The organism is Rhodoferax sp. GW821-FHT07G04 (assembly GCF_059418585.1).
In genome coordinates, this window is record NZ_JBWKQD010000005.1 from 159832 (window position 1) to 182624 (window position 22793).

General features: G+C 58.4%; 28 protein-coding genes and 1 tRNA gene. 25 read left to right on the top strand and 4 right to left on the bottom strand.

From position 1 onward, the window contains the following. The first annotated feature begins 38 nt into the window (after positions 1-38). Genes AC07OO_RS21895 through AC07OO_RS21905 form a run of 3 tightly spaced genes read left to right on the top strand, consistent with a single transcriptional unit; the run spans position 39 to position 2136 of the window. Positions 39-905, top strand: a complete 867-nt coding sequence (locus tag AC07OO_RS21895) for a helix-turn-helix domain-containing protein (RefSeq protein ID WP_495084267.1) — start codon at positions 39-41, stop codon at positions 903-905. Beyond that, entirely contained in the window at positions 889-1752 is an 864-nt protein-coding gene (locus AC07OO_RS21900) for an ATP-binding protein (protein WP_495084268.1), read from the top strand. Before AC07OO_RS21895 ends, AC07OO_RS21900 begins: the two co-directional genes overlap by 17 nt. Positions 1753-1770: 18 nt before the next feature. Continuing rightward, positions 1771-2136, top strand: a complete 366-nt coding sequence (locus tag AC07OO_RS21905) for a hypothetical protein (protein WP_495084269.1) — start codon at positions 1771-1773, stop codon at positions 2134-2136. Between the two features lie 544 nt (positions 2137-2680). On the opposite strand, the gene AC07OO_RS21910 is transcribed toward AC07OO_RS21905, so the two are convergent. Beyond that, on the bottom strand, positions 2681-3247 hold the full coding sequence (locus tag AC07OO_RS21910; RefSeq protein WP_495084270.1) for a hypothetical protein: 567 nt from the start codon (positions 3245-3247) through the stop codon (positions 2681-2683). A 318-nt stretch (positions 3248-3565) separates the two neighbouring features. On the opposite strand from AC07OO_RS21910, the gene AC07OO_RS21915 reads away from it, so the two are divergent. The 22 genes from AC07OO_RS21915 (at position 3566) to AC07OO_RS22020 (ending at position 21535) form a co-directional block, all read left to right on the top strand. Continuing rightward, positions 3566-3862: a hypothetical protein gene (locus tag AC07OO_RS21915; RefSeq protein WP_495084271.1), complete on the top strand. Its 297-nt coding sequence runs from the start codon at positions 3566-3568 to the stop codon at positions 3860-3862. Then, on the top strand, positions 3843-5063 hold the full coding sequence (locus tag AC07OO_RS21920) for a PBSX family phage terminase large subunit (RefSeq protein ID WP_495084272.1): 1221 nt from the start codon (positions 3843-3845) through the stop codon (positions 5061-5063). The genes AC07OO_RS21915 and AC07OO_RS21920 overlap by 20 nt, the downstream gene beginning before the upstream one ends. After that, positions 5063-7225, top strand: coding sequence for a portal protein (locus AC07OO_RS21925; protein WP_495084273.1), 2163 nt, complete (start codon positions 5063-5065; stop codon positions 7223-7225). The genes AC07OO_RS21920 and AC07OO_RS21925 overlap by 1 nt, the downstream gene beginning before the upstream one ends. A gap of 57 nt (positions 7226-7282) precedes the next feature. Further along, positions 7283-8158: a hypothetical protein gene (locus AC07OO_RS21930; RefSeq protein ID WP_495084274.1), complete on the top strand. Its 876-nt coding sequence runs from the start codon at positions 7283-7285 to the stop codon at positions 8156-8158. Between the two features lie 45 nt (positions 8159-8203). Then, positions 8204-9448 carry a P22 phage major capsid protein family protein gene (locus AC07OO_RS21935; protein ID WP_495084275.1) on the top strand — a complete coding sequence of 415 codons (1245 nt, stop codon included), beginning with the start codon at positions 8204-8206 and terminating at the stop codon, positions 9446-9448. A gap of 53 nt (positions 9449-9501) precedes the next feature. Beyond that, complete coding sequence (locus AC07OO_RS21940) at positions 9502-9993, top strand: hypothetical protein (RefSeq protein WP_495084276.1); 492 nt, start codon at positions 9502-9504, stop codon at positions 9991-9993. Positions 9994-10046: 53 nt separating this feature from the next. Continuing rightward, positions 10047-10268 (top strand): hypothetical protein, encoded by a 222-nt coding sequence (locus tag AC07OO_RS21945; RefSeq protein ID WP_495084277.1) that lies wholly within the window; start codon positions 10047-10049, stop codon positions 10266-10268. Then, positions 10265-10909: a phage adaptor protein gene (locus AC07OO_RS21950; protein ID WP_495084278.1), complete on the top strand. Its 645-nt coding sequence runs from the start codon at positions 10265-10267 to the stop codon at positions 10907-10909. Before AC07OO_RS21945 ends, AC07OO_RS21950 begins: the two co-directional genes overlap by 4 nt. 6 nt (positions 10910-10915) lie before the next feature. Then, positions 10916-11500, top strand: coding sequence for a hypothetical protein (locus AC07OO_RS21955; protein ID WP_495084279.1), 585 nt, complete (start codon positions 10916-10918; stop codon positions 11498-11500). Further along, positions 11497-12153, top strand: a complete 657-nt coding sequence (locus AC07OO_RS21960; protein ID WP_495084280.1) for a hypothetical protein — start codon at positions 11497-11499, stop codon at positions 12151-12153. Before AC07OO_RS21955 ends, AC07OO_RS21960 begins: the two co-directional genes overlap by 4 nt. After that, positions 12150-12509 (top strand): hypothetical protein, encoded by a 360-nt coding sequence (locus AC07OO_RS21965; RefSeq protein WP_495084281.1) that lies wholly within the window; start codon positions 12150-12152, stop codon positions 12507-12509. Before AC07OO_RS21960 ends, AC07OO_RS21965 begins: the two co-directional genes overlap by 4 nt. 10 nt (positions 12510-12519) lie before the next feature. Further along, positions 12520-14052, top strand: coding sequence for a hypothetical protein (locus AC07OO_RS21970; protein WP_495084282.1), 1533 nt, complete (start codon positions 12520-12522; stop codon positions 14050-14052). Then, the gene (locus AC07OO_RS21975) at positions 14052-14297 is read left to right on the top strand and encodes a hypothetical protein (protein ID WP_495084283.1); all 246 of its coding nucleotides are present in this window, start codon (positions 14052-14054) and stop codon (positions 14295-14297) included. Before AC07OO_RS21970 ends, AC07OO_RS21975 begins: the two co-directional genes overlap by 1 nt. A gap of 9 nt (positions 14298-14306) precedes the next feature. Further along, the gene (locus tag AC07OO_RS21980; RefSeq protein ID WP_495084284.1) at positions 14307-15479 is read left to right on the top strand and encodes a hypothetical protein; all 1173 of its coding nucleotides are present in this window, start codon (positions 14307-14309) and stop codon (positions 15477-15479) included. Further along, entirely contained in the window at positions 15476-15937 is a 462-nt protein-coding gene (locus tag AC07OO_RS21985; RefSeq protein ID WP_495084285.1) for a hypothetical protein, read from the top strand. The genes AC07OO_RS21980 and AC07OO_RS21985 overlap by 4 nt, the downstream gene beginning before the upstream one ends. Position 15938: 1 nt before the next feature. Continuing rightward, positions 15939-16625 carry a hypothetical protein gene (locus AC07OO_RS21990; RefSeq protein ID WP_495084286.1) on the top strand — a complete coding sequence of 229 codons (687 nt, stop codon included), beginning with the start codon at positions 15939-15941 and terminating at the stop codon, positions 16623-16625. A gap of 2 nt (positions 16626-16627) precedes the next feature. Next, a complete protein-coding gene (locus tag AC07OO_RS21995) occupies positions 16628-18253 on the top strand; it encodes a hypothetical protein (RefSeq protein ID WP_495084287.1) in 1626 nt (541 codons plus the stop codon). Then, the gene (locus AC07OO_RS22000) at positions 18253-19953 is read left to right on the top strand and encodes a hypothetical protein (protein WP_495084288.1); all 1701 of its coding nucleotides are present in this window, start codon (positions 18253-18255) and stop codon (positions 19951-19953) included. The genes AC07OO_RS21995 and AC07OO_RS22000 overlap by 1 nt, the downstream gene beginning before the upstream one ends. Positions 19954-20140: 187 nt before the next feature. Then, entirely contained in the window at positions 20141-20320 is a 180-nt protein-coding gene (locus AC07OO_RS22005; protein ID WP_495084289.1) for a hypothetical protein, read from the top strand. Beyond that, the gene (locus AC07OO_RS22010) at positions 20317-20559 is read left to right on the top strand and encodes a hypothetical protein (RefSeq protein ID WP_495084290.1); all 243 of its coding nucleotides are present in this window, start codon (positions 20317-20319) and stop codon (positions 20557-20559) included. Before AC07OO_RS22005 ends, AC07OO_RS22010 begins: the two co-directional genes overlap by 4 nt. After that, positions 20556-20996 carry a lysozyme gene (locus tag AC07OO_RS22015; RefSeq protein ID WP_495084291.1) on the top strand — a complete coding sequence of 147 codons (441 nt, stop codon included), beginning with the start codon at positions 20556-20558 and terminating at the stop codon, positions 20994-20996. The genes AC07OO_RS22010 and AC07OO_RS22015 overlap by 4 nt, the downstream gene beginning before the upstream one ends. After that, positions 20993-21535 carry a hypothetical protein gene (locus AC07OO_RS22020; RefSeq protein WP_495084292.1) on the top strand — a complete coding sequence of 181 codons (543 nt, stop codon included), beginning with the start codon at positions 20993-20995 and terminating at the stop codon, positions 21533-21535. Before AC07OO_RS22015 ends, AC07OO_RS22020 begins: the two co-directional genes overlap by 4 nt. A 194-nt stretch (positions 21536-21729) precedes the next feature. Here AC07OO_RS22020 and AC07OO_RS22025 read toward each other — a convergent pair. From AC07OO_RS22025 to AC07OO_RS22035, 3 genes are all read right to left on the bottom strand, one after another. Beyond that, positions 21730-21847, bottom strand: a tRNA-OTHER gene (locus AC07OO_RS22025). A 330-nt stretch (positions 21848-22177) separates the two neighbouring features. Next, positions 22178-22447, bottom strand: coding sequence for a helix-turn-helix transcriptional regulator (locus tag AC07OO_RS22030; protein WP_495084293.1), 270 nt, complete (start codon positions 22445-22447; stop codon positions 22178-22180). 57 nt (positions 22448-22504) lie between these two features. Next, positions 22505-22777: a hypothetical protein gene (locus tag AC07OO_RS22035; protein ID WP_495084294.1), complete on the bottom strand. Its 273-nt coding sequence runs from the start codon at positions 22775-22777 to the stop codon at positions 22505-22507. Positions 22778-22793 lie beyond the last annotated feature (16 nt).

Genomic DNA, 22793 nt, shown 5'->3' on the forward strand with positions numbered 1-22793 from the left:
AGCGCTTGTTCAGCCATTTTGGGTGGAGGCGATGCTGAGTGAGCTTCGAAGCCATTCGCTGGGCGCTGGCGCAGTCCGTCCAAAAATCGTCGGCCAAGTTTGTCTTGGTCGCGATGGCGGACTGTGTGAATGCGGATGGGAGCGCTGAGATGCAGTGTTGGCCCTCCTATCGTCATTTGACCGACCGCACTGGCCAAGACGTCAAAACCGTGGAAGCAGGCCTGCGCCGGTTGCGAGAGGGTGGATTCATTGTCGACACCGGTGAGCGAAAAGGTGGCACAGGCCAAGTCATCGTGTATCGGCTCAACACCCCCAATTTTGGGGCTGTTGCACCCTACCCAAGAATTGAAGTCCAGGAGCCAAATCCCCCCGTTTTCGGGGATATTGATGGCGCGGCCAAGACCCCCGAATTTCCCGGAAACACCCCCAAATTTGGGGCGGTTGAAACTGACGGAAAGACCCCCGTTTTTCCAGTAAAGACCCCCGTTTTTCCGGTCAAAGACCCCCAAATTTCCCGCAAAAGACCCCCAAAAACGGGGGGCGGAACCAGTAATGGAACCAGTAATGGAACCAAGAAGGAACCAGTAAGTGTTACGCACATTGACGGCGTTTCGGAATCCTTGCTGAACGACTTCATGGCGGTCCGAAAGGCCAAACGAGCGGGGCCCCTGACAGCTACGGCTATTTCTGGCCTTCAACGTGAAGGGGCCAAAGTCGGGCTCTCCATCGTAGAGGTCATCACTTTTTGTTGCGAAGCCGGATGGCAAGGATTCAACGCTGGTTGGTACGCCAATCGGACTGGGCAGGGCGCCGGCAAGCAACAAGTCAAATCCAGTGGCAAACACACCGGCTTTGCCCAAAAGAACTACCACGAAGGAGTGACTGAAGATGGAACCATCACCTGAAAAATCATCCGCTTTGTTGCCAGTGCTCGAAAGCCGTACGGACTGCTGCGAAAGGCACGGCACGTTTGAAGCGCGCCAGCTGTTCGGCCGCCACTACACTCGCTGCCCAGCTTGCGAACAGGAACTGGAGGACCAGCGCGAAGCGGCCAAGGCTGAGCTCAAGCGCAGAGAGGAAGAAGCCCAGGCCAAGCAAATGCTGGAATACAACTTGCGCAATAGCGGCCTGGTCGGGAGAAACCTGCGCGCAACCTTTGACAACTTCGTGGTCACCAGTGCCAAGCAGCGCAATGTTCTGGAGGCGGTGAAGCAGTTCGCTGCGACATTCACCAGAACTTCCGGGGGCGGCCTGTGGCTACTGGGGCCAACTGGTACCGGGAAAACCCATCTGGGCGCCGCCCTGGTCTCGCACGTCATTCGAGAACGCGGCATGTCCGCATGCATGCTCAGCTTCAACGAAATTCAAACGGCGTTGCGTGCGCGCTGGGCCAGCAACAAGGAGCCGCTTGATTTTTGGGCACAGAGCGATGGACTGGCCACCACGGATCAATTCCTGGAGCACCTGGGCACGCGGTACCTTTTGGTGATTGATGAAATTGGGGTCAGCCGCGGTACCGACAACGATATGGAGACACTGTTCCAGATCGTTGATCGCCGCTATCAGTTGGAGCGGCCCACGGTAGTACTGTCAAACCTCACGACTTCAGAGCTCAAGGCCGCCATGGGTGACCGCAGCTATGACAGGCTGCGCGAGGGCACGCGCCTGTTGACATGCGATTGGGACAGCCATCGCGGTACCGTGCGACGTGAAGCGATCGCGCCACATTCCTCTGTGGTTGGTAAAGCTTGAAGCGGGAACGCACGCTCCATGACCCAACAAATTGATTTCAACCAGGTGGAGCCGCACCAACGCGAAATTGACCGGCGCCTCCTCAACTGGGGTAGGTGGTGCAACGGCAGCAGCGCACCATCGGTATCGCCAATGTTCAGGCTATGCCCACCGCCGCCGCGGGTGCGTGGCGATGCCAAGCCAAGCTCGTTGGACTCTGCCGACGCCTGTAAGATTGCCAAAGGGGTGTCCGCACTGCCGGCGCCCCACCGCGCGGCGGTCAACTGGGCGTACGTCAAGCCGGTGAGTCCAAACAAAGCCTGCAAGCAACTGGGGACCACCATGGGCGGCTTGGCCCAGCTCCTTCGTGACGGCCGCCAGATGCTGATCAATCGGGATGTATAGGTAGACATCATGAGAACTTTGCACTGCCCAATTTGTGCCGGAGCAATTGAGGAGCGAGGAGGGCGATTTAGCTGCACCGCCGCGACGGCCGGCGGCGGATACTCGCCAGGGCTTGGATACTCAATCCGCCGGGCGGTCTATGGCGTTGATGCTCCCACTTCACCGCCGCGTAATCCTGAAATGGCTCCGTACCTTTGGTGCCCCAACTGTACGGCCGAACTGGAAGACTACGACGGGAAGGAGCGCAGCTTGAAATGCGTGACATGCGGGCTGCAGTTGCCTGCTACTGACCAAATCGAATTGAACCAAATCCGACAAGATCATGGCGACTTCGAGCAATCAAAATGGTAGAACTCAAGTTGCCCGGCCGCTTGCACTTTCCCAAAACTTCTGGTATCGTGCCACCTAACGACTGAGCAATGGCATAGGAGTCGCCCATCCATGTTGGAGGCGGCGGTGCCGGTAGCTTAGACGTAAAGCCCTCCAATACGAGGGCTTTTTTGTTTGGTGGATATGCAGAGCGCCGAGAACGTTGACGTTCTTATCAAGACGGCGCAGACGTTGGTGCTTCAGCGTCTGCATGGGTTTCGGAGTACTCGTTAGGGCCTGGCAGGTCAGGGGAGAACTGTTCAAGGCTCTTGGCAAGCAATTCCATATTGTTTGCTCGATTAAGAATCTGGGCGCGAATGAGATTCTTGCTCATGTCGTTCATGTGGTCTGTCAACTGGATTTTGTAGTAATCGATAAGTGAAGCGCTGGCGGTCATTTGCAACTGTGCGACGGTCGCTTTGAACATGGCGTTCTGGGCACGGGTTTGGTTTTCCAGTTCTCCGCGAGAGGCCTTCATTTCATCTCGCTGCAGCTTTAGCTCGTCACGCTGGAGTGCTAGCTCTTCCCGTTGCATTGCTATTTGCGACTGCTGAAGAACAATCGCGTACGTCAGTCCGACAAAAGCGAGTCCGCTGAAGAGCGCGTTGACCGAGCCAAAGAGATCTCCGAACTGACCGCGCTCTGGCCAGCCTGGTATGAGTTGGGTGATTAGGAATGATGACCCCGCCCAGACTATGAGAACGCCTAGTAGCGTTAGGACCAGAATCTTCTTGTGGCTCATTGTGGTAGTCCCCCTGACGAATAGTGGAAATTTAGGTTAGCACATGGGATCACTGCATTCATTGCAGGTTCGTCCCAAAAGTTAGGTGATTCAGTGGACTTTTGCAGTGTCACGTGATAAATAATGGCTGCGCCACCGATGTCTATCTTTGGATATACGGCAAGTCTAGGACTGAAAATCTGAACACTGCCAGCCTCGGTTCTGGCCGGTGGCGCACCTAATCTGAACTCCCTGATCAGTTCCCTATCTGATCTTCGCCCGCACTGGCAGCAGTGGCGGGCTTTTTTACATCTGGACAATCCGCAAGGAACCCAAACCATGACAACCCCGACCGCAAAAGTGGCGAAAAGTGGCCGTAAACCACCTGAGAAGCGCGGCAACCGCAAGGGCGTGCCGAACAAGAACACAGCGGCCCTGAAGGACATGATCCTGGGCGCACTGGACAAGTCGGGGGGTGTTGATTACTTAGTGGAGCGAGCCAACGATCCGAAAACGGCTGCTGCATTCCTGGCGTTGGTCGGCAAAGTCCTGCCAATGACGGTGCAAGGTCCAGGCGAAGGCGGGGCCTTCGTGTTCACGGCTATCGAGCGACGAATTGTCCGTCCTCGCAATTGATGTTGCCGAGGTATTCGTCCCCCTGTTGAACAAAGGGGCCCGGTACCTCGGTGCCCATGGGGGCCGCGGCAGTGCGAAGTCCAACTTCTTCGCGGACCTGTGGCTTGATGAAAGCGTGAGCGGCAAGCACGACTTCGTGTGTCTGCGCGAGACCCTGAAGAGCCTGGAGTTCTCGGTCAAGAAGCTGCTGGAGTCGAAGATCGAGCGCTTCAATGCCGGCGCCTACTTTGATGTGCAAGACCGGCGCATCCTTTCCCGGCTCGGCGGCACAACGATTTTTGAAGGGATGCAGAACCACACGGCGGACAGCATCAAGTCGCTGGAGGGGTTCGATAGGGCGTGGTTTGAGGAAGCGCAGACGGCCAGCGAGAAGAGTCTGACGATGTTGCGGCCGACGATCCGCAAGCCGAACAGTCAGCTGTGGTTTTCATGGAACCCGGCGCTGGACACGGATCCTGTGGACCAGTTGTTGCGTGGGGCTGATCCGCCGCCAGACTCTGTTGTGGTGCAGGCCAACTACATGGACAACCCATGGTTGCCCGAGGTGTTGCGAGTCGAAATGGAATACGACCGCCGGCGCGATCCTGACAAGTATGCGCACGTTTGGTTGGGAGAGTACCAGCGAAACAGCGAGGCCCGTGTATTTCGCAATTGGGAAGTGCGCGAGTTTGAAGCGCCCACTGATGCGCTCCATCGGCTTGGCGCTGACTGGGGGTTCAGCGTCGACCCCAGTGTGCTGGTGCGCTGCCACATCGTTGGCAACAAGCTGTTTGTCGACTATGAAGCCTACCGGGTTGGCTGCGAGATTGTGGACCTGCCGGCGCTGTTCATGACGGTGCCGGAGGCTGAGAAGTGGGCTATGACGGCCGACAGCGCCAGGCCCGAGACGATCAGCCACATGCGCAAGAACGGCTTCCCCAAGATTTACCCGGCGGTGAAGGGTGCCAGGAGTCTTGAGGAGGGCGTGGAATTCTTGCGCAGCTTTGACATCGTGGTGCATCCACGGTGCAAACACACCATCGACGAACTGACCCTGTACAGCTACAAGCTGGACCCGCTGACAAGCAGAGTGCTGCCGGTGCTGCAGGACAAAAACAACCACGTGATCGACGCGCTGCGATACGCCTGTGAGGGCGCGCGGCGTGCCGGAGTGAACAAACCCCGCCCAGCAGTTGTGGCGGCCAAATCTTGGATGGGCTGATGGCTACAGAAAAAGACCTTTTGGAGGAAGCGCAGGAGGAGTTCAAAGCCTGCGTTGACGCCGAGAGGGAGCAGCGCGAGGAATCCCAGGACGATCTGGAGTTCTCCCGCCTGGGCAAGCAGTGGCCCGATGATGTGAAAACGCAGCGCCAGAATGAAGGCCGCCCATGCCTGACCATTAACCGGCTGCCGGCGTTCATCAAACAGGTGACCAACGATGCGCGTCAGTCGCGGCCGTCCATCATCACCAAGCCAGTTGGTAGCGGCGCAGATGTCCAGACATCCAAGATTCTGAACGACATCATCCGAAACATTGAGACCGTGAGCAGTGCGGATATTGCCTACGATACGGGGCTGGACTTTGCGGTCACGATGGGATTCGGCTACTGGGTGGTGCGCACGGACTATGCGCACGACGATGCTTTTGACCAGGACATTCTGCTGGAGCGCGTGGCAAACCCGTTCAGCGTGTATCGCTGCTACGAGTCCACCAGCGCCACCAGTGACGACTGGAAGCGGTCGTTCATCACGGACATGTACACCGAGGAGGCGTTCAAACTCAAGTGGCCGGACGCAGAACCCATCAGCTTTGACGCATACCAGAGCAGCGAGCTGGAGGCTCTGTGGTTCGCCGACAAGCAACTGCGCGTGGCCGAATGGTGGACACGCAAAGAGGTCCCAGTAAAACTGCTGCGCCTGTCTGACGACAGCGTTATGCAGGAAGCTGAATACCTCAAGATCAAGGATTTGTGCGACGTGGAGGGAATCGTGGTCGCAGGCGACCGGATGAGTCGCACATGGAAGGTGACGCAGCGCATCATCAACGGCAAGCAGGTTCTCGAAACCAATGACTGGCAGGGCAAGTACATCCCAATCGTGCCGGTCTATGGCGATGAGATCAATGTCAACGGCAAGCGCTATTTTCAGTCGCTGGTGCGCTTCGCCAAAGACCCGCAGCGCATGTTCAACTACTGGCGCACGGCGACGACCGAACTGGTTGCACTGGCTCCGAAGGCTCCGTTTATTGGCGCTACTGGCGCGTTCACGACTGATGCGCAGAAATGGCAAAGCGCGAACACCACCAGCCATGCGTTCATGGAGTACGACCCTGTTCCAGGCGAGGCTCCACCACAGCGCCAGGCCTTTGCCGGTGTTCCAGCGGGCGCGATGCAAGAAGCGTTGACAGCCAGCGACGACATGAAAAACATCATGGGCCTGCACGATGCAAGCCTTGGTGCACGCAGTAACGAGACGAGCGGTGTTGCTATTCATGCCCGCCAGCGCGAGGGTGATGTCAGCACGTTCAACTTCATTGACAACCGCAATCGGGCAATCGCACACACCGGCCGCATCATTGTCGACCTGATCCCGAAGGTCTACAACGTGCCTCGCATTCTGCGTTGCCTCAAGGAAGATGGCAGCAGCTACGAGGTTCCTGTGAATCAGCCGGTGATGCCGCCGGGCGCTCAGCAGGGTACTCCTGCGCAGCCTGGTGCGGGGTTTGTTGATCAGGATGGCGACGGAGACGATGACCGATACGAACCGGCAGAGCAACACCTCGAAGGCATCACCAAGGTGTTTGACCTGACCACTGGTAAGTATGACGTGACCGTCAGCAGTGGCCCAGGTTACACCACCAAGCGCGAAGAGGCCGCGGCGCAGATGATGGATTTCATCCACTCATTCCCGCAGTCTGCACCATTGATTGGTGATCTGTTGGCCAAGAATTTGGATTGGCCCGGGGCGGAAGAAGTTGCATCGAGGCTGAAAGCCATGCTTCCACCCCAGATCCAAAACAAGGGCGCACCGCCCCCGGCCGTACAGCAGTTGCAGGGGCAACTGCAGCACCAGGACCAGATGGCAAAGCAGGCCGTGGGCACGTTGCAGCAGCAATTAGGCCAGATGAACCAGCAAATGCAAGCGCTGCAGCAGCAGCTTTCGGACAAGCAGGCTGAGCTGGCATTGAAAGACAAGGAATTGCAGATCAAGTCGGCACAAGCGGAGACGGATCGCATCAAGACCATTGGTGAACTGAATAACCACCACCTGGACCGACAAGCCAAGGTGGTGAGCGAGGCCAATCAAGCGCAGGCGACCATCATGGCCGGCCAGGCGCATGGAGCCTCACCTGTATTTGACGTGGAGCAGCCCCCCACGCAATAGCCGAAAGGCCTTTATTGGGGCAGGCATCCGTCGCGAGACGCTGCCAGGAGCAAGTGAATGGAACAACCCGTAGTGGATTCCGTGGTGGAGATGGATGCGCCGGTCTCTGGATCAGGCGAACAGTCTGAAATGGTGTCGGCATTTGATGCCCCTGACTCTGATGGCGATTCAAACGCGGACCTGCACCAAGATGGGCAGACAACCGAAGATGAGGAAGCCGAAGACGAGGTAGATGGCGTCAAGCTGCGCGGCAAAAAAGAGGTTGTCGAAAGACTCAAAGCCGAGCGGCTGATGCAGGCCGACTACACGCGCAAAACGCAGGAGTTGGCTGAACAGCGCAAGACTTTTGAGGCGACTTCAGCCCAACACGCCCAAACCATGCAGAACCACCTGCGTGAAATGGCGCAGATCGTGGCCGCTGATGAGCGGCTTGAACAGTTCTCGAAAGTGGACTGGCAAGCCTTCAACCAAGAGGCCCCGGTCAAGGCACAGAGTGCCTGGTTTGAGTACCAGCAATTGCAACAGGCCAGGAGCCAGCTGGTGAGCTCACTCACTCAGAAACAAGAGCAGGCGGCTTTGCAGGCGCAGCACGAAAGTGCCAAGCAACTGCAAGAGGCTCAAGCGGTTGTTGCGAGAGAGATCAAGGGTTGGGGACCACAGAAGCAACAGGAACTCCACAAGTTTGCAATGAGTATGGGTTACCCCGCTGAAGTTCTCAGCGGAATCCGGCGACCTGAATTCATCAAGCTGTTGGATATGGCGCACAAGTACTCCCAACTGCAAGTCAAGCGTACACAAAACCAGCCCACAGCCGCACCGGCACCGGTGACGCGTGTGACTGGAGGTGCCGCGCAGACCGCCAAAAGGTTGAGCCAGATGTCTGATGCGGAATACGCGAAGGCTCGGCGCGACTACATCGCAAAACACCGTTAACCGCCCAAAGGGGCATCTATCCGTCGAGAGACGCTGGAGTGAAACATGGCAAATACCAACAAGGTCATCGACATGGTGGCCAAGGAGGCCTTGCGCATCGCGCACGAAAAGGCCACCTTCATCGCAACTATCAACCGCGACTATGACGACTCGTTCGCCAAGAACGGGGCGAAGATCGGTTCCAACCTGCGCGTGCGGGATCCGAACCAATACACGCGCCGCCAGGGCTCGCGGGTCATGGACGTTCAGGACCAGAACGAAACCACGCAGACCATCACGGTCGCTACGCAGGACGGTGTGGACATGCGCTTCAACAGCGCGGAACTGACACTGGAAGTGGACAACCCCAGCGCTGTGGATGCGTTCAGCAAGCGCTACATCGAGCCCGCCATGTCCGTGATGATTTCCGGCATCGACGGCGACTGCTTGACCCAGGCCACCAAGGACACCTACAACTTTGTCGGTACGGCCGGCACGGTGGTTGGCTCATCGTCCAGCGACATCACCGCGCTGTTCAACGCACGTGCCAAGCTAAATCAAGGCCTGGCGCCCAAGGACATGAATCGCGCGCTGCAGCTCGATTCCGTCACCATGGCGTCGATTGTGAATGCCAACAAGGCTCTGTTTGCCCCCGACAACCAGATCAAAAAGGCTTTCACTGAAGGCTACTACGGTCGTAGCGCGATGGCGGACTTCTACGAGAACGAGCGCACCTGGGCGGTGACCAATGGTGCTGACGTGACTGGTACGACCGACGCCGCGGCCTTGGTGACAGATGGCGGTAATACCGTGGACATGCACACCACAGTTGCTGTGGCAGATCAGCGTGTTGGCCAGACATTCACCATCGCTGGTGTCTATGCCTGCCACCCTGAGACCAAACAGTCTTACGGCGTGCTGCAGCAGTTCGTTATCACAGCCATTGGTGCCAGCACCACCACAGTGTCTCCGACGATCTACCTGACAGGGCCGAAGAAGAACGTCGTCTCCAGCACCAGTTCCACGTTGCTGACCACCGACTTCAACAGCCAGACGCTGACCTTCTACGGTGCCGCCAGCACCAGCTACCGGTCCAACCTGATGTATCACCAGGATGCGTTCACCTTCGTGTCGGCTGACTTGCCGCTCATGGACGACGCAGCCAAGTGCGTGCGCAAGACGATGGACGGCCTGAGCGTGCGCGTATGGATGGCATCCGACATCCGCAACGACGAGTTGCTGATGCGTATCGACATGCTGTACGGCTTCAAGACCCTGCGTCCTGCATGGGCCTGCCGCATCCAGAACTGACTTAAGGGGCTTCGGCCCCTTTTTCACGTCCTCAATTTTTCAAGGAAAACATCATGAGTTCCACAACAGCACAAAACTACGAGCAAGTCACCTACGGTGCCGGGCTCTCTCAGCAACGTGGCGCCGCGCGCCAGATCATTGGTGATGCAGTTGCAACGCGCACGTTGCTGGCCAAGGAGTCTGGTGCGCTCTGCCTGTTTGACCGAGCCGCGGGCACTACTTACACGCTGCCGACACCGGTCATCGGGATGCAATTCGAATTCATCGCGACGATCGCCTGGTCGTCCGGCGTATTCAAGTTCATCACCTCTGCGGCCACCGAGTTCCTGGTTGGCTCCGTCAGCTCGCTGAATTCCGCAGCAACTACTGCCGAAGCCTTCTTGGCCAATGGCACTACACACCGATCCGTTTCCATGGCCGGAACGACCACAGGCGGGTTCACCGGTGACCGTTTCAAGGTCACAGCCATCAGCTCCACGCAGTGGGTACTGGAGGGTGTGTACAGCAACACCGGCACGGCGGCCACGCCGATCGCCACTTCCTAAACCAAACAGCAGGCCCGCCAGCGGTAGCTGGTTGGCCGCACAAGGAGAACAGCATGGAAGTGCGCATGACACATGCCCAGCATGGGGCGACCGTGGTCCATTCCACCGGTGAAATCGATCGACTCAAGCCGCTTGGGTGGGCCGTTGAAGAGCCACCAGCGCCCGAAACCGAGCCCGCGGCGCCAAAAGCCCGCAAGAAGGGCAGCAAGGCGCAGGAGCCACCAGCGCCCGAAACCGGCGGCGGTGAAGCATCTTCTTCCGGGGATGCTGCGTGAGCATTGGCACCTACGCGGAACTGAAAACCGCGCTGGTAACTTGGTCAAATCGATCTGACTTGACCGCAATGCTCGGGGATTTCATCGCCTTGGCAGAGGCGCGTCTGAATGACGCGCTCATCCTCAAGACGATGGAGACCGAAACCACCCTGGCAGCCACATCAGGGGTTGCCACCATCGCGCTTCCGTCTGGTTTCGTCAGCCCAATCGCGCTCTGGCTCATCATTTCGAACGGAATACGTACGCCTGTCGATCCCGCGCTGCCCGATGAATTGCAGTACAGCGTTTATTCGTCCATCCCGCGCTACTGGGCTATCGATGGCAGCAATGTCCGATTTGACTGCCCGTGCAACGCGGCCTATCAGGTGCCGTTTCGCTATGTCAAACGCTCAAATCTCTCGGACACCAACACCACCAACCAGCTTTTGACCACGCGACCTGACGTGTACCTGGCCGCCGGCATGGTGGAGATTGCTCGCTACACACGCGATCCTGACCTGTTCGCAAGCTGGGAGGGTAAATACCAGTCCGCCCTGGCGGGCGCCAAGGCCGCAGACAACCGCAGTCGTTCAATCGTCCCGCTGCGCGTAGACGCCATGGGGCGTGGCCGCAGCACGCGCTCGCGCATCTTTACCGGGTGAAGGCCAATGACTGTAGAAACCGCAACCAACATCGCGCAGCTTGACCCCACGCTGCCACTTGCCTCCGACAAGAAGAGCGAGGGCGACAATCATTTGCGCTTGCTCAAGGCTGTGCTGCAAGCCAGCTTCCCAGGTGTCACTGGCAGCACAACAGACGCCACCAGCGCCTCGCAATTGCTGCTGGCCACCATGTACGCGGTCCAGCAGGCCATCCTCAATTCGAGCGGCATCACCGCCGTGCTGCCGGGTCAGTCGAGCAACGGCGGCAAGATCCTGGGAACCAACGGATCCGCTGCGTCCTGGGTGGCATTGCACAGCAAGCCGTGGACCACGGTCAGCACTTCGACGCAAGCCATGACGGCCGGCGTGCCATACCTGGTGACATACGCCGGTGTTTGCACGCTTCAGGCCCCCGCCTCGCCGGCCGCAAACGACATCCTGGCAATCAAGATCGCCAACGGCCGCGCAGATGCGGTGCTGGATCTGAACGGCAAGACCTTTGAGGACGACAGCATCGGAACGCTGATCTTGGACAGCAAGCGGACCTGCCTCTACATCCAATACCTGAACAATTCGTGGAGGCTCGTATGAGCGGGAACCTGAGTACTTATGCCGGCGGTGGTGGACGTTGGATTGCTGACCCGCGGCAACTGCCAGTGTTTCAGGTTGCAGAGGCAAGTCTGTATCTCAAGACCGCTGTTGCGGCAAGCACAAATTGTTCCGCAGTAAATGCTGCGGCGTTCTTTACCGCTATGGCGTTGCGCGGTGCGCAGGCGCCAATGGTGACTGCTGATACCTATGTCACCTTAGCTACGTTGAGTGGCCGCGGTCGGTTGTATTGCGTTGTTCCACCGACGAATACTGGGGCTGTTTATACGCCGACTGTTCGGCTCACAATCGACGGCACGGTCTACACAATTGCTCCAACCACCACATTGGCGGCAACGAATCGAATGGTTATCGGTGCGGTTACGCAACTTCCTTCGTTGAATGCGGGGGCTGCTGTTGGCGGCGACATATTGCTACCCAATGGTGGTATCGACATCGGCTTTAACTCAGCCATGGTAGGAGGGTTCTACACAACCGGGTCCACTTTGGGCGTACCAACTCCAGAGATGGTAGAGAGCTACAACCTGCCATTTTTGCAGTTCGATTCTTCGTGCGTCATCGAGTTCAAAACCTCATTGCTGGCTTCTGCCGCAGGCGACAAGATCGGCGGTGCTATCTACAGGATGCTGCCATGATCACGGAAAATTTGACGAACCCTGGCGTATACCCGGTCGATGGCGACTTGATCCGTGTCACCCATGAGAACGGAGCGACCGAAGAAAAGCAGTACTGGACACCAGTCGCTCCGCCGCCACCAGCGCCGACACGCACCCTCACCAAGCTGCAGTACCTTCAGCGCTTCACTCAAGCCGAGCGCATTGCCATCCGGGCCGCCGGCGCCGTTAACGCCCTGGTGAACGATTACATCGAGTTGCTGAACGCTGTCACAGATGTTGTGCACCTGGACGCTGCCGACACCATTGCAGGCCTGCGAGCATTGACGGATGCTGGCATTTTGGCGCCTGGGCGTCTGGCAGAGATTCTGGCCTGAGCGAGTCAAGATGCTGGTCACTGTAGAAAACTGCGGTATCGGGGTAGACGCCGATCTGTCGCCGGAGGAACTCGGTAACGGCGTCTGGTCCGGCGACACGCTGAACATGCGGTTCAACAACGGCTACGCCGAGCGCTTCAAGGGCACGTCGGCTGTGTTCGCCGTGCCTGCGGTCACGCCATACTTCATCACGCCATATGCCACGACCGCGAACCGCTACTGGGTGCATGCGGGAATCGCCGCGGTTTATGTTGACGACGGCACAACCAGGACAAACATCACAGGGGCCGCGCCTACCGGCGCCATTGATGATCGGTGGACAGGTGGCTCCATCAACGGCGTGCTGATCCTGAACAACGGAATTGATGCTCCTATGTTTTGGGCTGGCACTGGGACGCTGGCCACCATCGGCGGCTGGGATGCAACCTGGCGCGCCATGACGCTGCGCCCGTTCAAGAACTACATCGTGGCCCTAAATGTCACAAAAGGAGCGAACAAGTATCCGCACATGGTGAAGTGGTGCACAACCCTGAACCCGGGCGCCATATCCGGCGCTGGAGATTGGGATGCCACGGACCCGGCCAAGGACGCCGGCGAGCAGGACTTGGCCGAAACGCCAGACCTGCTGGTGGACTGCCTTCCGCTCGGCGACGTAAATATTATTTACAAAGAGCGGTCCATGTACGCCATGACACTGGTGGGCGCGCCGTACATCTTCCGTTTCCAGCGCCTGCCGTGCGAGGTTGGCATGTTGGCACGCGGCTGCGCGGTCAATACCCCCCTGGGCCATGTGGTGCTGGCGGCTGGCGATGTAGTGTTGAACAACGGCAGCAGTGTTCCATCCATCGCCAATGGCTTGGTGCGAAACTACATTTTCAACAACATCAGCAGCACCTATTACGCCCGTGCGTTCGTCACGGCGAACCCGCAAAAGAGCGAGGTGTGGATTTGCTTCCCGTATGGCGAGGTGACGTCTTGCAACCGCGCATGCGTCTGGAACTGGATCGACAAGACCTGGGCCATCAAGGAGCTGTCGAACGTGACCTATGGCGCATTCGGGCAGATCAACTACGCCGGGACGAACTCTACCTGGGCCGATGATGACGTCTGGGAGACCGACGCCACCAGCTGGAATGAAAACGAATACTCGCCAGCCGAGGCTCGCATGCTGACAACGCACACGACGCCCCTGGTCAGCCTGGTCGACACGGGAACAACCGACTTTGGCAGCCTGATTTCGGCCAAGCTGGAACGCACCGGTTTGACGCTCGGCGATCCGTACTCGGTCAAGACCGTGCGCGCCATCCGCCCGCGCATTGACAGCATTGCAGGAGCGCAGATCACAGTCCAGGTGGGCGCGTCCATGTACCCAGACACGGCGCCCATGTGGGGCGCTGCGCAGACTTTCACAGTGGGGTCATCTATCAAGGTTGACACCTTCGTGTCTGGTCGCTTCATTTCGGTGCGGTTCTCGAACTCCGACTACCCAGCCTGGCGTATGAAGTCCTTTGACATCGACTATGTGAAGGCAGGGGCCTTCTGATGGGCCGCTACACACCTGGAACCGTGCCCGAGCAGGTCACGGCGGAATTCGTGCGCCAGGAGCTGGCCAAGGTGGCGCAGGCCATCGAAACAGCGCACCAATTCATCATTTTGGACACGCTCTATGCGGCCCCGAAAAAGATCAACGACGGAATGATCGTCAAGGCAGATGGCACGACCTGGAATCCTGGTTCTGGGGCCGGTGCATACATGTATCGCGGCGGCGCGTGGCGATTTTTAGGATAGGAGAGCAGCATGCCCATCAACATCGGCGGCAAAAGTTACACAGGGGACGACTACCGGAACTTCATGGCCGGTGGTGGCAATGAGCGTCAATTTCTTGAGCAAAACGGCGTAACAGATCCATGGCAACAGCACGACCTGATTACGCAGATCCGCGGCGAGTCTGGCTATGCGCCAACCATGCAGCAGAACTTCCAGCAGTACCAACAAGCCAACCCGAACGGCGCGTGGGCGAACAACTACAGCGGCTGGCTCAATGACATGAAGAACGGCAGCCCGGGCGCCTACAGCGCCATGCAGGCCGGCACCTACACCGGTGCACCCAATGCCGCCACAGACTGGGCGCCCGGCGGTGTGTACGAGGGCGTGCAGTTTGGCTACGGCCAGTCCGGCAAAGGTCTGCACGGTGTGGGCGACGGCTGGGGTGGTGGCGATCTCGCCGCCGGCGGCAACGGCAGTAGCAATCTGGGCTTCGGTGGCGGTAACAGCTATGGCGGCATGCAGAGCAGCACACAGCCTGGTAGCAGCGGACAAAACCCGTACCTGCAGGACATGGGCAAGGTCATGATCGACCAGATGCAGGAGAACTACTCCCGCAACCAGGCGCCCCTGGTGCGCTCCGGGGCGATGGCCGCCGGCGGGTTCGGCGGCTCGCGACAGGGTGTTGTGGAGGCGAATGGCCTGAACGACCTGAACCGCAGCATGGGCCAAAGCCTGACCAACCTCTACGGCACCGACTGGACCAACCAGCAGAACCGCAACCTGCAGCAGCAGTCCATCAACAACAGCTACGACCTGGGCCTGCGCTCGAGTGACCTTGGGTTTGCTGGCCTTGATGCAAATATTGCGAATAGCAATTTCAACAACCAGCTCGCATCGGCCAATTTCGGACTGAACGCCACCAACGTCATGAACGGGCAAACCGGCGCCGGCATTCAGGCGGGCACGACCGTTCAAAACACGCCCATGACCTACCAGCAGTACTTTGCCAACCAGGCGAATGCCGCGGGCGGCCAGGGCGGCACATCGACCGGAACACAATCCAATGCCAGCAATCCCTACGCGGCGGCCATTGGCGGCGGGCTGATGGGATACGACATGTACCGACAGTGGCAGGCCAATCAGCCACAGGCAGGGAATGCTGATCGCGCAGCACTCTATAGCAACTACGGATACGGCACATGAACGTGGCCTATGGCAAGGGCTTTGAAGTCGTCGCGGATCCTGCGCTGACGCCATTTGAGAAAGTAGACGCCCTGGAGGCTGCAATAAGAGAGGCTGGCACGGTTGAATTGCCCGTCAAAAATCACTTTTCCAAAGGTGTGTACGCCCGAGAGTTGTTTATCCCAAAGGGTACGACTCTCACTGGAAAGATACACAAGTACGAGAACCTCAACATCATGTCCAAGGGCGACATGTCCGTGATGCTGGAAGACGGCACCGTCAAGCGTGTGCAGGCTCCTTTCACGATCGTCTCTCCGCCAGGCACCCGCCGGGCTGCATATGCGCACGAAGACACCGTGTGGACCACCATCCATGGCACCGACAGCACGGACCTAGACGAGATAGAGCAAACATTCGTTGCGCAAACACCGGCTGAGTACGCCCTGTTTTGCGAGAACCTCTTGAAGATTGGAGACTGATATGTCTTGGGCAGCAGTAGCATCAGTTGGCGGCGCGGTAATCGGCAAAGCCATCAATGGGAGTGGTGGCCAGCAAGCCTCGTCAACGCAAAGCCATGACCCGTGGGCGGCGGCCCAGCCCTACATGCTGGACAACCTGAAAAAGGGCGCTGACCTGCAGCGGTACTACGAGCGGACACCGTTCAACCCGCAGCAGATCGAGGGCTACTCCAATCTGTTCAACGACACGCAGAATTTCCGCAACAACACCATGCCGGGTTTGCTGGACTTTGCGAACCGCGGCATGACCAGCACCTACCAGCGGCAGACGGGCGGCGCGCCCGGATCCGTTGGTGGATATGGCGGTGCAGTGCGCCCTGGCGGCATGATGCAGAGCGGCAGAGGGGCGTTTGCTGCGCCTGTTGTGAATAACGGCCAGGTCGGCCATCCCAACGGGTTGCTGGACCTGAATGGAGCACAAAACCCCTTCGCCGCTGGGAACATGCCGGCCGCTCCAGTACAGCTGGCCGCCGACCCATTTGCCGGGATTGACGCCGAAACACTGGCCTATATCAAAGAGCTGATGGCTCAAAAGAAACTCAACGACCAAATGAACTACCGCGGCGGTGGCCTCGGTCCGGGCGATGCCGGCAACAGCGGTAACGACGGCACCGGCGGCGCCTTTGGTGGCGGCGGAATGGGGGAATAACCATGGGTCTACTCGACAGCGCAATGGAAAGCCCGACCTTTCGAATCGGGCTAGGTCTTCTGGGCGGTAGCGGACAGTCTGCAAACTTCGGCCAGATCCTTCAGGGGGCGATGCAGGGTAGCGACGACTGGAAGGCCAAGCAACAGGCATTGGCGCTGCAGAAGATGCAGATGGACAACTACGCCTCGGAGATTGAGAACCGCAAGCTAGCGACCATCAAGGACGCCCGCATGCAGACCATGATCGAGCAAATGATGGGCGGTGGCGGCCAAGGTGCGAATCCAAGCGCCGGAGCCGAGGCCATGCAAGGTAATCCGTTGTCTGGAGCGCTGCCATCTGCTGGAGGCGGGATCGGCGGTAGCGCCACCAACGCCAGCGCCGGTGGCGGGATCATTGGCCTTGCAAAGCAGTTTGGCCTTCCACCCGAGGCGATCCAGTCAGACATGATCTTCAACGGCGGCAAGAAAATCAGCGAGATGCTGGCCAGCCGGTCGGAGCCGAAGTGGCAGAACGTCAACGGCAACCTGGTCAATACCAATGCGCAAGGCTTCAGTGGCGGGCTGCAAGCTGGCATGAATGCCTCTGCCAATGGTCAGGTAACGGCGTGGCAACCTGATGGCAGGGGCGGTCTTGTGGTCGGTGCGCCGACTGGCGCTCTGGATACTGCGCGGGCCTATGGCCAAGTTGCAGCAGACCAAAAGCCGATGAAGGTATTCGACCCACAAACCCAGCGGGAGGTGTTCACTACCGAGGGCCGGGTCATCAACGGACAAGCGCAACCGGGCGTTATGGGGGCTGGTTACAACGGCGGAAGCCGAGACGGCGCTAATGCTGAATCCATCCAGATCATGCAGGCCGAACTGCGCAACCCGAATTTGTCGCCGCAAGATAAATCGGCCGTCATGCGCGAGATTCAACGCTTGCAAGCCCAGTCCGGTACTGGCGGCGCTTTTGCAGCTGGGCCGTCTGCCGCAGAACTCGCCCAAAACGAGGCAAACAAAACCAAGGCAATCAAGCAAGTTGAAGCCGATGTCAAGCCGACAGATGCGCGCCAAAATGCCATCGCCTCAGCGAATTACCTGTCACGCAAAATTGACCAAGTACTGGAGCACCCAGGCCTTGGATCGAGCACCGGCCTTGGCGCATGGAACCCAGTGAAATTTGTTCCTGGAACGGACTCCAAGAATTTCTCAGTCCTAATGGACCAAATCAAGGGCGATGCATTCATGCAGGCCTTCGAGGGGCTCAAGGGCGGCGGCCAAATCACGGAGGTGGAGGGAAAGAAGGCAACCGACGCCATCGCCCGGTTGGATACAGCTCAAAGCACGAAAGAATTTCAGCAGGCTTTGCACGACTTCCGTGACGTGGTGCAAAGCGGTCTGTCGCGCATGCGTGCATCCGCTGACCGTGCTGGTACGCCTGTTGATCCCGGCAATACTGGCGGCGCATCGCCCGCGCAGTCGCAAAAGACCATCAAGGACTACGGCTACAACAACGCCTCCGAGGTGATCAAAGATGCGCAAAACACCATTTTTCGCAATCCTGCTGCCAAGCCTGAGGTAGAGCGCCGCTTGAAAGCAATGGGCCTCAGCCTTCCGGGTGGCCCAGGTGCAACTGGGAGCTGGTAATGGGTGCATTCGACGATCTGAACAACCCACCGAACCCAAACAGCGCTGGTTCCGGTATGTTCGCAGACCTTGCTCGACAACCAGCGGCAGCGCCAATCTCACGCACGGAAAAGGTTCTGCGCGGCATGAGGGACCCGCTGGACGGCGCAGCGCAGCTCTTTGAGCACGCCATGCCACAGGGTTTCAACGACGCCAATCACGCGGTGAACAACTGGCTTGCCGAACGACTGCCCAGCGTTTTTGCCAAGGTCCCCGAGCGCAACTTGACAAATCTGGTGTTGGGTCAAAAGACCGGCCTTGACGGTCTGCTCAAGCAGCAGGAAGACGAGTATCAGGCTCGGCGTGCTGCATCTGGGGAATCTGGCTTTGACGGCTATCGCACGATCGGCAATATCGCGAGTCCAATGAATCTCGCAGTGGCCTCGAAACTGCCAGCGGCTGCCACCCTGGCCGGACGGGTTGGGGTTGGTGTGGCCGGCGGCGGTCTGAGTGGTCTGCTGAACCCCGTTACCCAGGGCGACGACTACGCCACAGAAAAAGCCAAGCAGGTTGCGCTGGGCGCAGCGTTCGGCGGCGCGGTGCCAGCCATAACCGGCGGCATGGCGCGCGTCATCAGCCCCAATGCTTCCAAGAACGCGAATGTCGAGTTGTTGGCCTCGGAGGGTGTTAAGCCTACCATCGGCCAGACTTTGGGCGGTTGGGCCAATAAGATGGAAGAGAAAGCCCAGAGCGTGCCGATTCTTGGCGATGCAATTGCCGCAGCTCGCAACCGAGCTGGTGAAGACTTGAACCGAGCAGCTTTCAACCGTGCACTTGAACCTGTTGGCGAAAAGCTGCCCATGACCGTCAAGCTTGGCGGCGATGCGGTTGAGTACACAAGAAATACGCTTGGCAAGGCATACGACAACCTTCTGCCAAAACTGACGACCCAGGCGGATGAGACCTTTGTAAATGGTGTCAACAGCCTTAAGGCCATGGTGGCCGAGAGTGCGTTAGACCCTAAATACGCAGCCAAGTTTGAGCAAATTTTGGGCGACCGTGTTCTGAACAAGTTTCAAGGCCAATCGTCCATGACGGGCGAAACCTTGAAGGCAACCCAAGAACACCTGGGCAAGGAAATCAAACGGTTTGGTCAGTCTCAGGATCCAGACGCTCGATTGCTGGGTGACGCGTTGAAAGAAGTCGGGAGCCAATTGAATGCGCTGGTGACACGTGCAAATCCAAAATACGCCGAAGAACTGAAGGCGATCAATACCGGGTACGCAAACTTCAAACGCGTGCAAAAGGCCGCTGGGTATCTGGGCGCAGACGAAGGTGTATTCACACCAGCGCAACTTCAAAGCGCGGTAAAGGCTGCAGACTTTTCGAAGGACAAGGCCCGGTTTGCCGAAGGCAACGCATTCATGCAAGACCTGAGCGGGGCTGGCAAATCTATGTTGTCCAACAAAGTGCCCGATAGCGGAACTGCTGGGCGGCTATGGCTGGGCGGTGGGGCGTTGGCCAGCGGCATGTTGAACCCGGCTATTCCGGCCGGATTGATCGGCGGGGCTGCACTCTATTCGCCGTCAGTTCAGTCTTTGCTTCGTGGCCTTGTAAGCGCGCGCCCACAGGCGGCCCAGTCGGCGGCCGACGCGCTCCGCAAGACCTCGCCCTTCCTGATCCCGGCGGGCGCTCAAGTGGGCCTTGGTCTTTTGGATTAGCCAAGCCCATACAGGGATGGCCATGCCAGTAATGGCGCCGCGGAGCACTTGGTCTTCGGTCATCCCCCGATTCTAAAAACAGTTCCAGCAAAACACCAGTGAGGGCAATGCATGTCCGGAATCTCGCACGTCCGTGCGCGCTGGAGCTGGGCAGCGATTTAACTTTTGTCAGAAACCCGGAGAGCAAATGAACAACATTCCAGACGACAACACCATAGCTGCGCCAGTCCTCAAGATCATTTCGACCTGGGCGATTGCGCTCGGCGTCAAGTCCTGGGGCGATGTGGCCTCTGCGTTCGCCGCTCTCTACACACTGATCCTGATTGGCGAGTGGATCTACAAGAAGATCAAAGGGCGGCGCAAATGAAATGGCTGGCCCGTTGGTGGGACTGGATCGACAGCCGCGACATCGACAAGCATGTCGTCACGATCTACATCCTGTGGGGCACCAAGGTTCTGACCGATTGGGCCATGGTCTATGCCGTGACAAACGCTGCGCGTTCTGGCGTCGAGGTGGCCGCCATCATCGCCGCAGTGACTGGCCCCTACATGGCGCTGCAAGCCGCAGCAATCAAGTTCTATTTTGATTCGAGGCCAAAACCATGAACATGACCTATGGACCCAATGGCCTAGCCCTGACCAAGTCCTTTGAACAATGCCGCCTGATGCCCTACAAGGACGGCGGCGGCGTCTGGACCGATGGCTGGGGCAATACCCACCGCGTGGTGCCTGGCGTGCTGATCACCCAGGACAAGGCCGACAAGGATCTAGTCATGAACGTGGCCGACGCCGTGGACACGGTGAACGACCATGTGACGGTGCCGCTGACGCAGAACCAGTTCGATGCTTTGGTGGATTTCACATTCAACTGCGGCCCGAGCGCCTTTCGCACCAGCACGTTGCTGAAGAAGTTGAACACTGGAGACTATGCCGGCGCGTGTGCCGAACTTGCGCGCTGGAACAAGGACAACGGCCAGGTCGTGGCCGGCCTAACCCGGCGCCGCAAAGCCGAGCAGGCGCTATTCAACCAGGTGGACGAATGATCCCGCTGCCCTACAAGCTGCTGGGCGGCCTGCTGACGTGCCTCGCCATTGCAGCCGCAGTGCTGGGTTTGTTGGACCGCCAGTACACCAAAGGCTGGGACGCAGCCATGACAAAGGCAAACGCCACGATTGCCCAGCAAAAGATCGATGCCGCCGCAGTCCTGGCCAAGGAAACAGCGCGCGCCAATGCCGCCGAGCAGAAGCTGAACGAATTCACCCGCAACCAGGAGCTAAAAGATGCCGACCACCAAAAAACTGTTTCTGATCTGGCTGGCCAGCTTCGCCGTGCTGCTGGCCCTACAAACCGGCTGCGCGACCCAAACGCAACTCCAGGATGTGGGGGCAGTAGTGGTGGCGCCGCGGCCCAAAGTTCCGCCGCCCCCAGTGCTGGTGCAGACGACCGAACCGAAGCCGGTGGGCTATTTTCAGAGCCAGCTACTGAACTATTCACAAGGCTCACCCGCGAAGCCGACGAGGTCAACAACGCCTACCAATCCTGCCGAGCCTACGCCATCAAAGTAAGTGAAGCAAGCGAATAGGAAACGTCCTGCACTGTTTGTTGGCCCCGACTACCTAGAACTGTCAATGATGCAAAACAAAGTGGTGCTGGACCTGCTGTAAGCCGATCGCGAGGCGGCGTCTGACTGCTGTTTCCCCCTAGTGCCGGCTTCGACACGGCACAGAAACTAGCTACCTGGGCCTCAGCCGCGAAGGCGGGCCAGGAAAAATCGTTTGGTGCGCTCGGGGGGAATCGAACCCCCATGAACAAGTCACACGCTTGGCAAGCATCCTCATGTTCGAACGAAGGTGCTTGCCGAGGCGTGCGTGTCTACCAATTTCACCACGAGCGCATAGCCTATTTTACTTTGGGGTGTGAAGGCTTGCAAATAACTTTTGACTTCGTTTGCGTAGGGAGGCCTGAGAACTCTCAATGGGCAGATTCCCGGGGCCGGAATCGAACCGGCACGCCTAGAGGTGTCGAATCTTGAGGCCCTAGCCCTGAGCTTTCGTTTCGACCTGGTGTCGCGATTGAAAGTAACGCTCCACCGCTTCCTGATCCCACCGCGGCTTCCTCTTGCCAATTGCCGGCGTCGGGAAGTCTGGCCGTTTTACGATCACATTGAGCGTGTACGTCCGACTCATCTTGATCATCTCGCAGATGTCGTCAATCGTCAGAAGATTCAATCTGCACCTCGGCCATTCTGGCCAAACCCGCAATTGACGGGCGGCAACAGATCTGCAATCGGTCGGCTATCGAGCCATTCGTCTACTTCCCTGGTTAGCCAGCCGACTCGTCGATCCGACAGCTGGCGCGGTGGTGGGAACTCAGTTTCGCGAACCAACTTTTGAATAGTCGACTCGCTCAACGTTGTGTACGCGCGCAGTGTTGGTAGATCCATCACCGCTGGCTTCAATACTTGGTTTGCCTTGCCAGCCACCTTCACGTTCATCAAACATTGCTTTCTACAGTGGCCATCCACTAGTGGGGCAATGTTAGCGGCATTGGACTACTCCCAGCACTGCGCGGCGATGATCTTTTCGCTTCTGTCTAGCTGGGTGTCAATTGCGTGCAGCAGGCTGTATACCTTGCCGGTCTTCTCGATCACGCTATCCTTGTCGTGCGAATCAATTCCGTCCAACAAGTCGTAGGCCAGCTCTACGTATGCGCGTGCGTGGACCAGATCGCATTCAATCTGAAGAAAGGATGTCCTCGCGGCTTCTGGGGATTGTCGAGCGGCGATTACGGCGGCATCAGGCAGTGGAGCTTCAGCGGTCGTCATGGCAACACCTCAAGGA

Bases quoted from the DNA above. Each gene is read 5' to 3' on its own strand.
- AC07OO_RS21900 (WP_495084268.1), top strand. From the start codon at position 889: ATGGAACCATCACCTGAAAAATCATCCGCTTTGTTGCCAGTGCTCGAA.
- AC07OO_RS21905 (WP_495084269.1), top strand. From the start codon at position 1,771: ATGACCCAACAAATTGATTTCAACCAGGTGGAGCCGCACCAACGCGAA.
- AC07OO_RS21910 (WP_495084270.1), bottom strand. From the start codon at position 3,247: ATGAGCCACAAGAAGATTCTGGTCCTAACGCTACTAGGCGTTCTCATA.
- AC07OO_RS21915 (WP_495084271.1), top strand. From the start codon at position 3,566: ATGACAACCCCGACCGCAAAAGTGGCGAAAAGTGGCCGTAAACCACCT.
- AC07OO_RS21925 (WP_495084273.1), top strand. From the start codon at position 5,063: ATGGCTACAGAAAAAGACCTTTTGGAGGAAGCGCAGGAGGAGTTCAAA.
- AC07OO_RS21930 (WP_495084274.1), top strand. From the start codon at position 7,283: ATGGAACAACCCGTAGTGGATTCCGTGGTGGAGATGGATGCGCCGGTC.
- AC07OO_RS21935 (WP_495084275.1), top strand. From the start codon at position 8,204: ATGGCAAATACCAACAAGGTCATCGACATGGTGGCCAAGGAGGCCTTG.
- AC07OO_RS21940 (WP_495084276.1), top strand. From the start codon at position 9,502: ATGAGTTCCACAACAGCACAAAACTACGAGCAAGTCACCTACGGTGCC.
- AC07OO_RS21945 (WP_495084277.1), top strand. From the start codon at position 10,047: ATGGAAGTGCGCATGACACATGCCCAGCATGGGGCGACCGTGGTCCAT.
- AC07OO_RS21955 (WP_495084279.1), top strand. From the start codon at position 10,916: ATGACTGTAGAAACCGCAACCAACATCGCGCAGCTTGACCCCACGCTG.
- AC07OO_RS21960 (WP_495084280.1), top strand. From the start codon at position 11,497: ATGAGCGGGAACCTGAGTACTTATGCCGGCGGTGGTGGACGTTGGATT.
- AC07OO_RS21965 (WP_495084281.1), top strand. From the start codon at position 12,150: ATGATCACGGAAAATTTGACGAACCCTGGCGTATACCCGGTCGATGGC.
- AC07OO_RS21970 (WP_495084282.1), top strand. From the start codon at position 12,520: ATGCTGGTCACTGTAGAAAACTGCGGTATCGGGGTAGACGCCGATCTG.
- AC07OO_RS21975 (WP_495084283.1), top strand. From the start codon at position 14,052: ATGGGCCGCTACACACCTGGAACCGTGCCCGAGCAGGTCACGGCGGAA.
- AC07OO_RS21980 (WP_495084284.1), top strand. From the start codon at position 14,307: ATGCCCATCAACATCGGCGGCAAAAGTTACACAGGGGACGACTACCGG.
- AC07OO_RS21985 (WP_495084285.1), top strand. From the start codon at position 15,476: ATGAACGTGGCCTATGGCAAGGGCTTTGAAGTCGTCGCGGATCCTGCG.
- AC07OO_RS21990 (WP_495084286.1), top strand. From the start codon at position 15,939: ATGTCTTGGGCAGCAGTAGCATCAGTTGGCGGCGCGGTAATCGGCAAA.
- AC07OO_RS21995 (WP_495084287.1), top strand. From the start codon at position 16,628: ATGGGTCTACTCGACAGCGCAATGGAAAGCCCGACCTTTCGAATCGGG.
- AC07OO_RS22000 (WP_495084288.1), top strand. From the start codon at position 18,253: ATGGGTGCATTCGACGATCTGAACAACCCACCGAACCCAAACAGCGCT.
- AC07OO_RS22005 (WP_495084289.1), top strand. From the start codon at position 20,141: ATGAACAACATTCCAGACGACAACACCATAGCTGCGCCAGTCCTCAAG.
- AC07OO_RS22010 (WP_495084290.1), top strand. From the start codon at position 20,317: ATGAAATGGCTGGCCCGTTGGTGGGACTGGATCGACAGCCGCGACATC.
- AC07OO_RS22015 (WP_495084291.1), top strand. From the start codon at position 20,556: ATGAACATGACCTATGGACCCAATGGCCTAGCCCTGACCAAGTCCTTT.
- AC07OO_RS22020 (WP_495084292.1), top strand. From the start codon at position 20,993: ATGATCCCGCTGCCCTACAAGCTGCTGGGCGGCCTGCTGACGTGCCTC.
- AC07OO_RS22030 (WP_495084293.1), bottom strand. From the start codon at position 22,447: ATGAACGTGAAGGTGGCTGGCAAGGCAAACCAAGTATTGAAGCCAGCG.
- AC07OO_RS22035 (WP_495084294.1), bottom strand. From the start codon at position 22,777: ATGACGACCGCTGAAGCTCCACTGCCTGATGCCGCCGTAATCGCCGCT.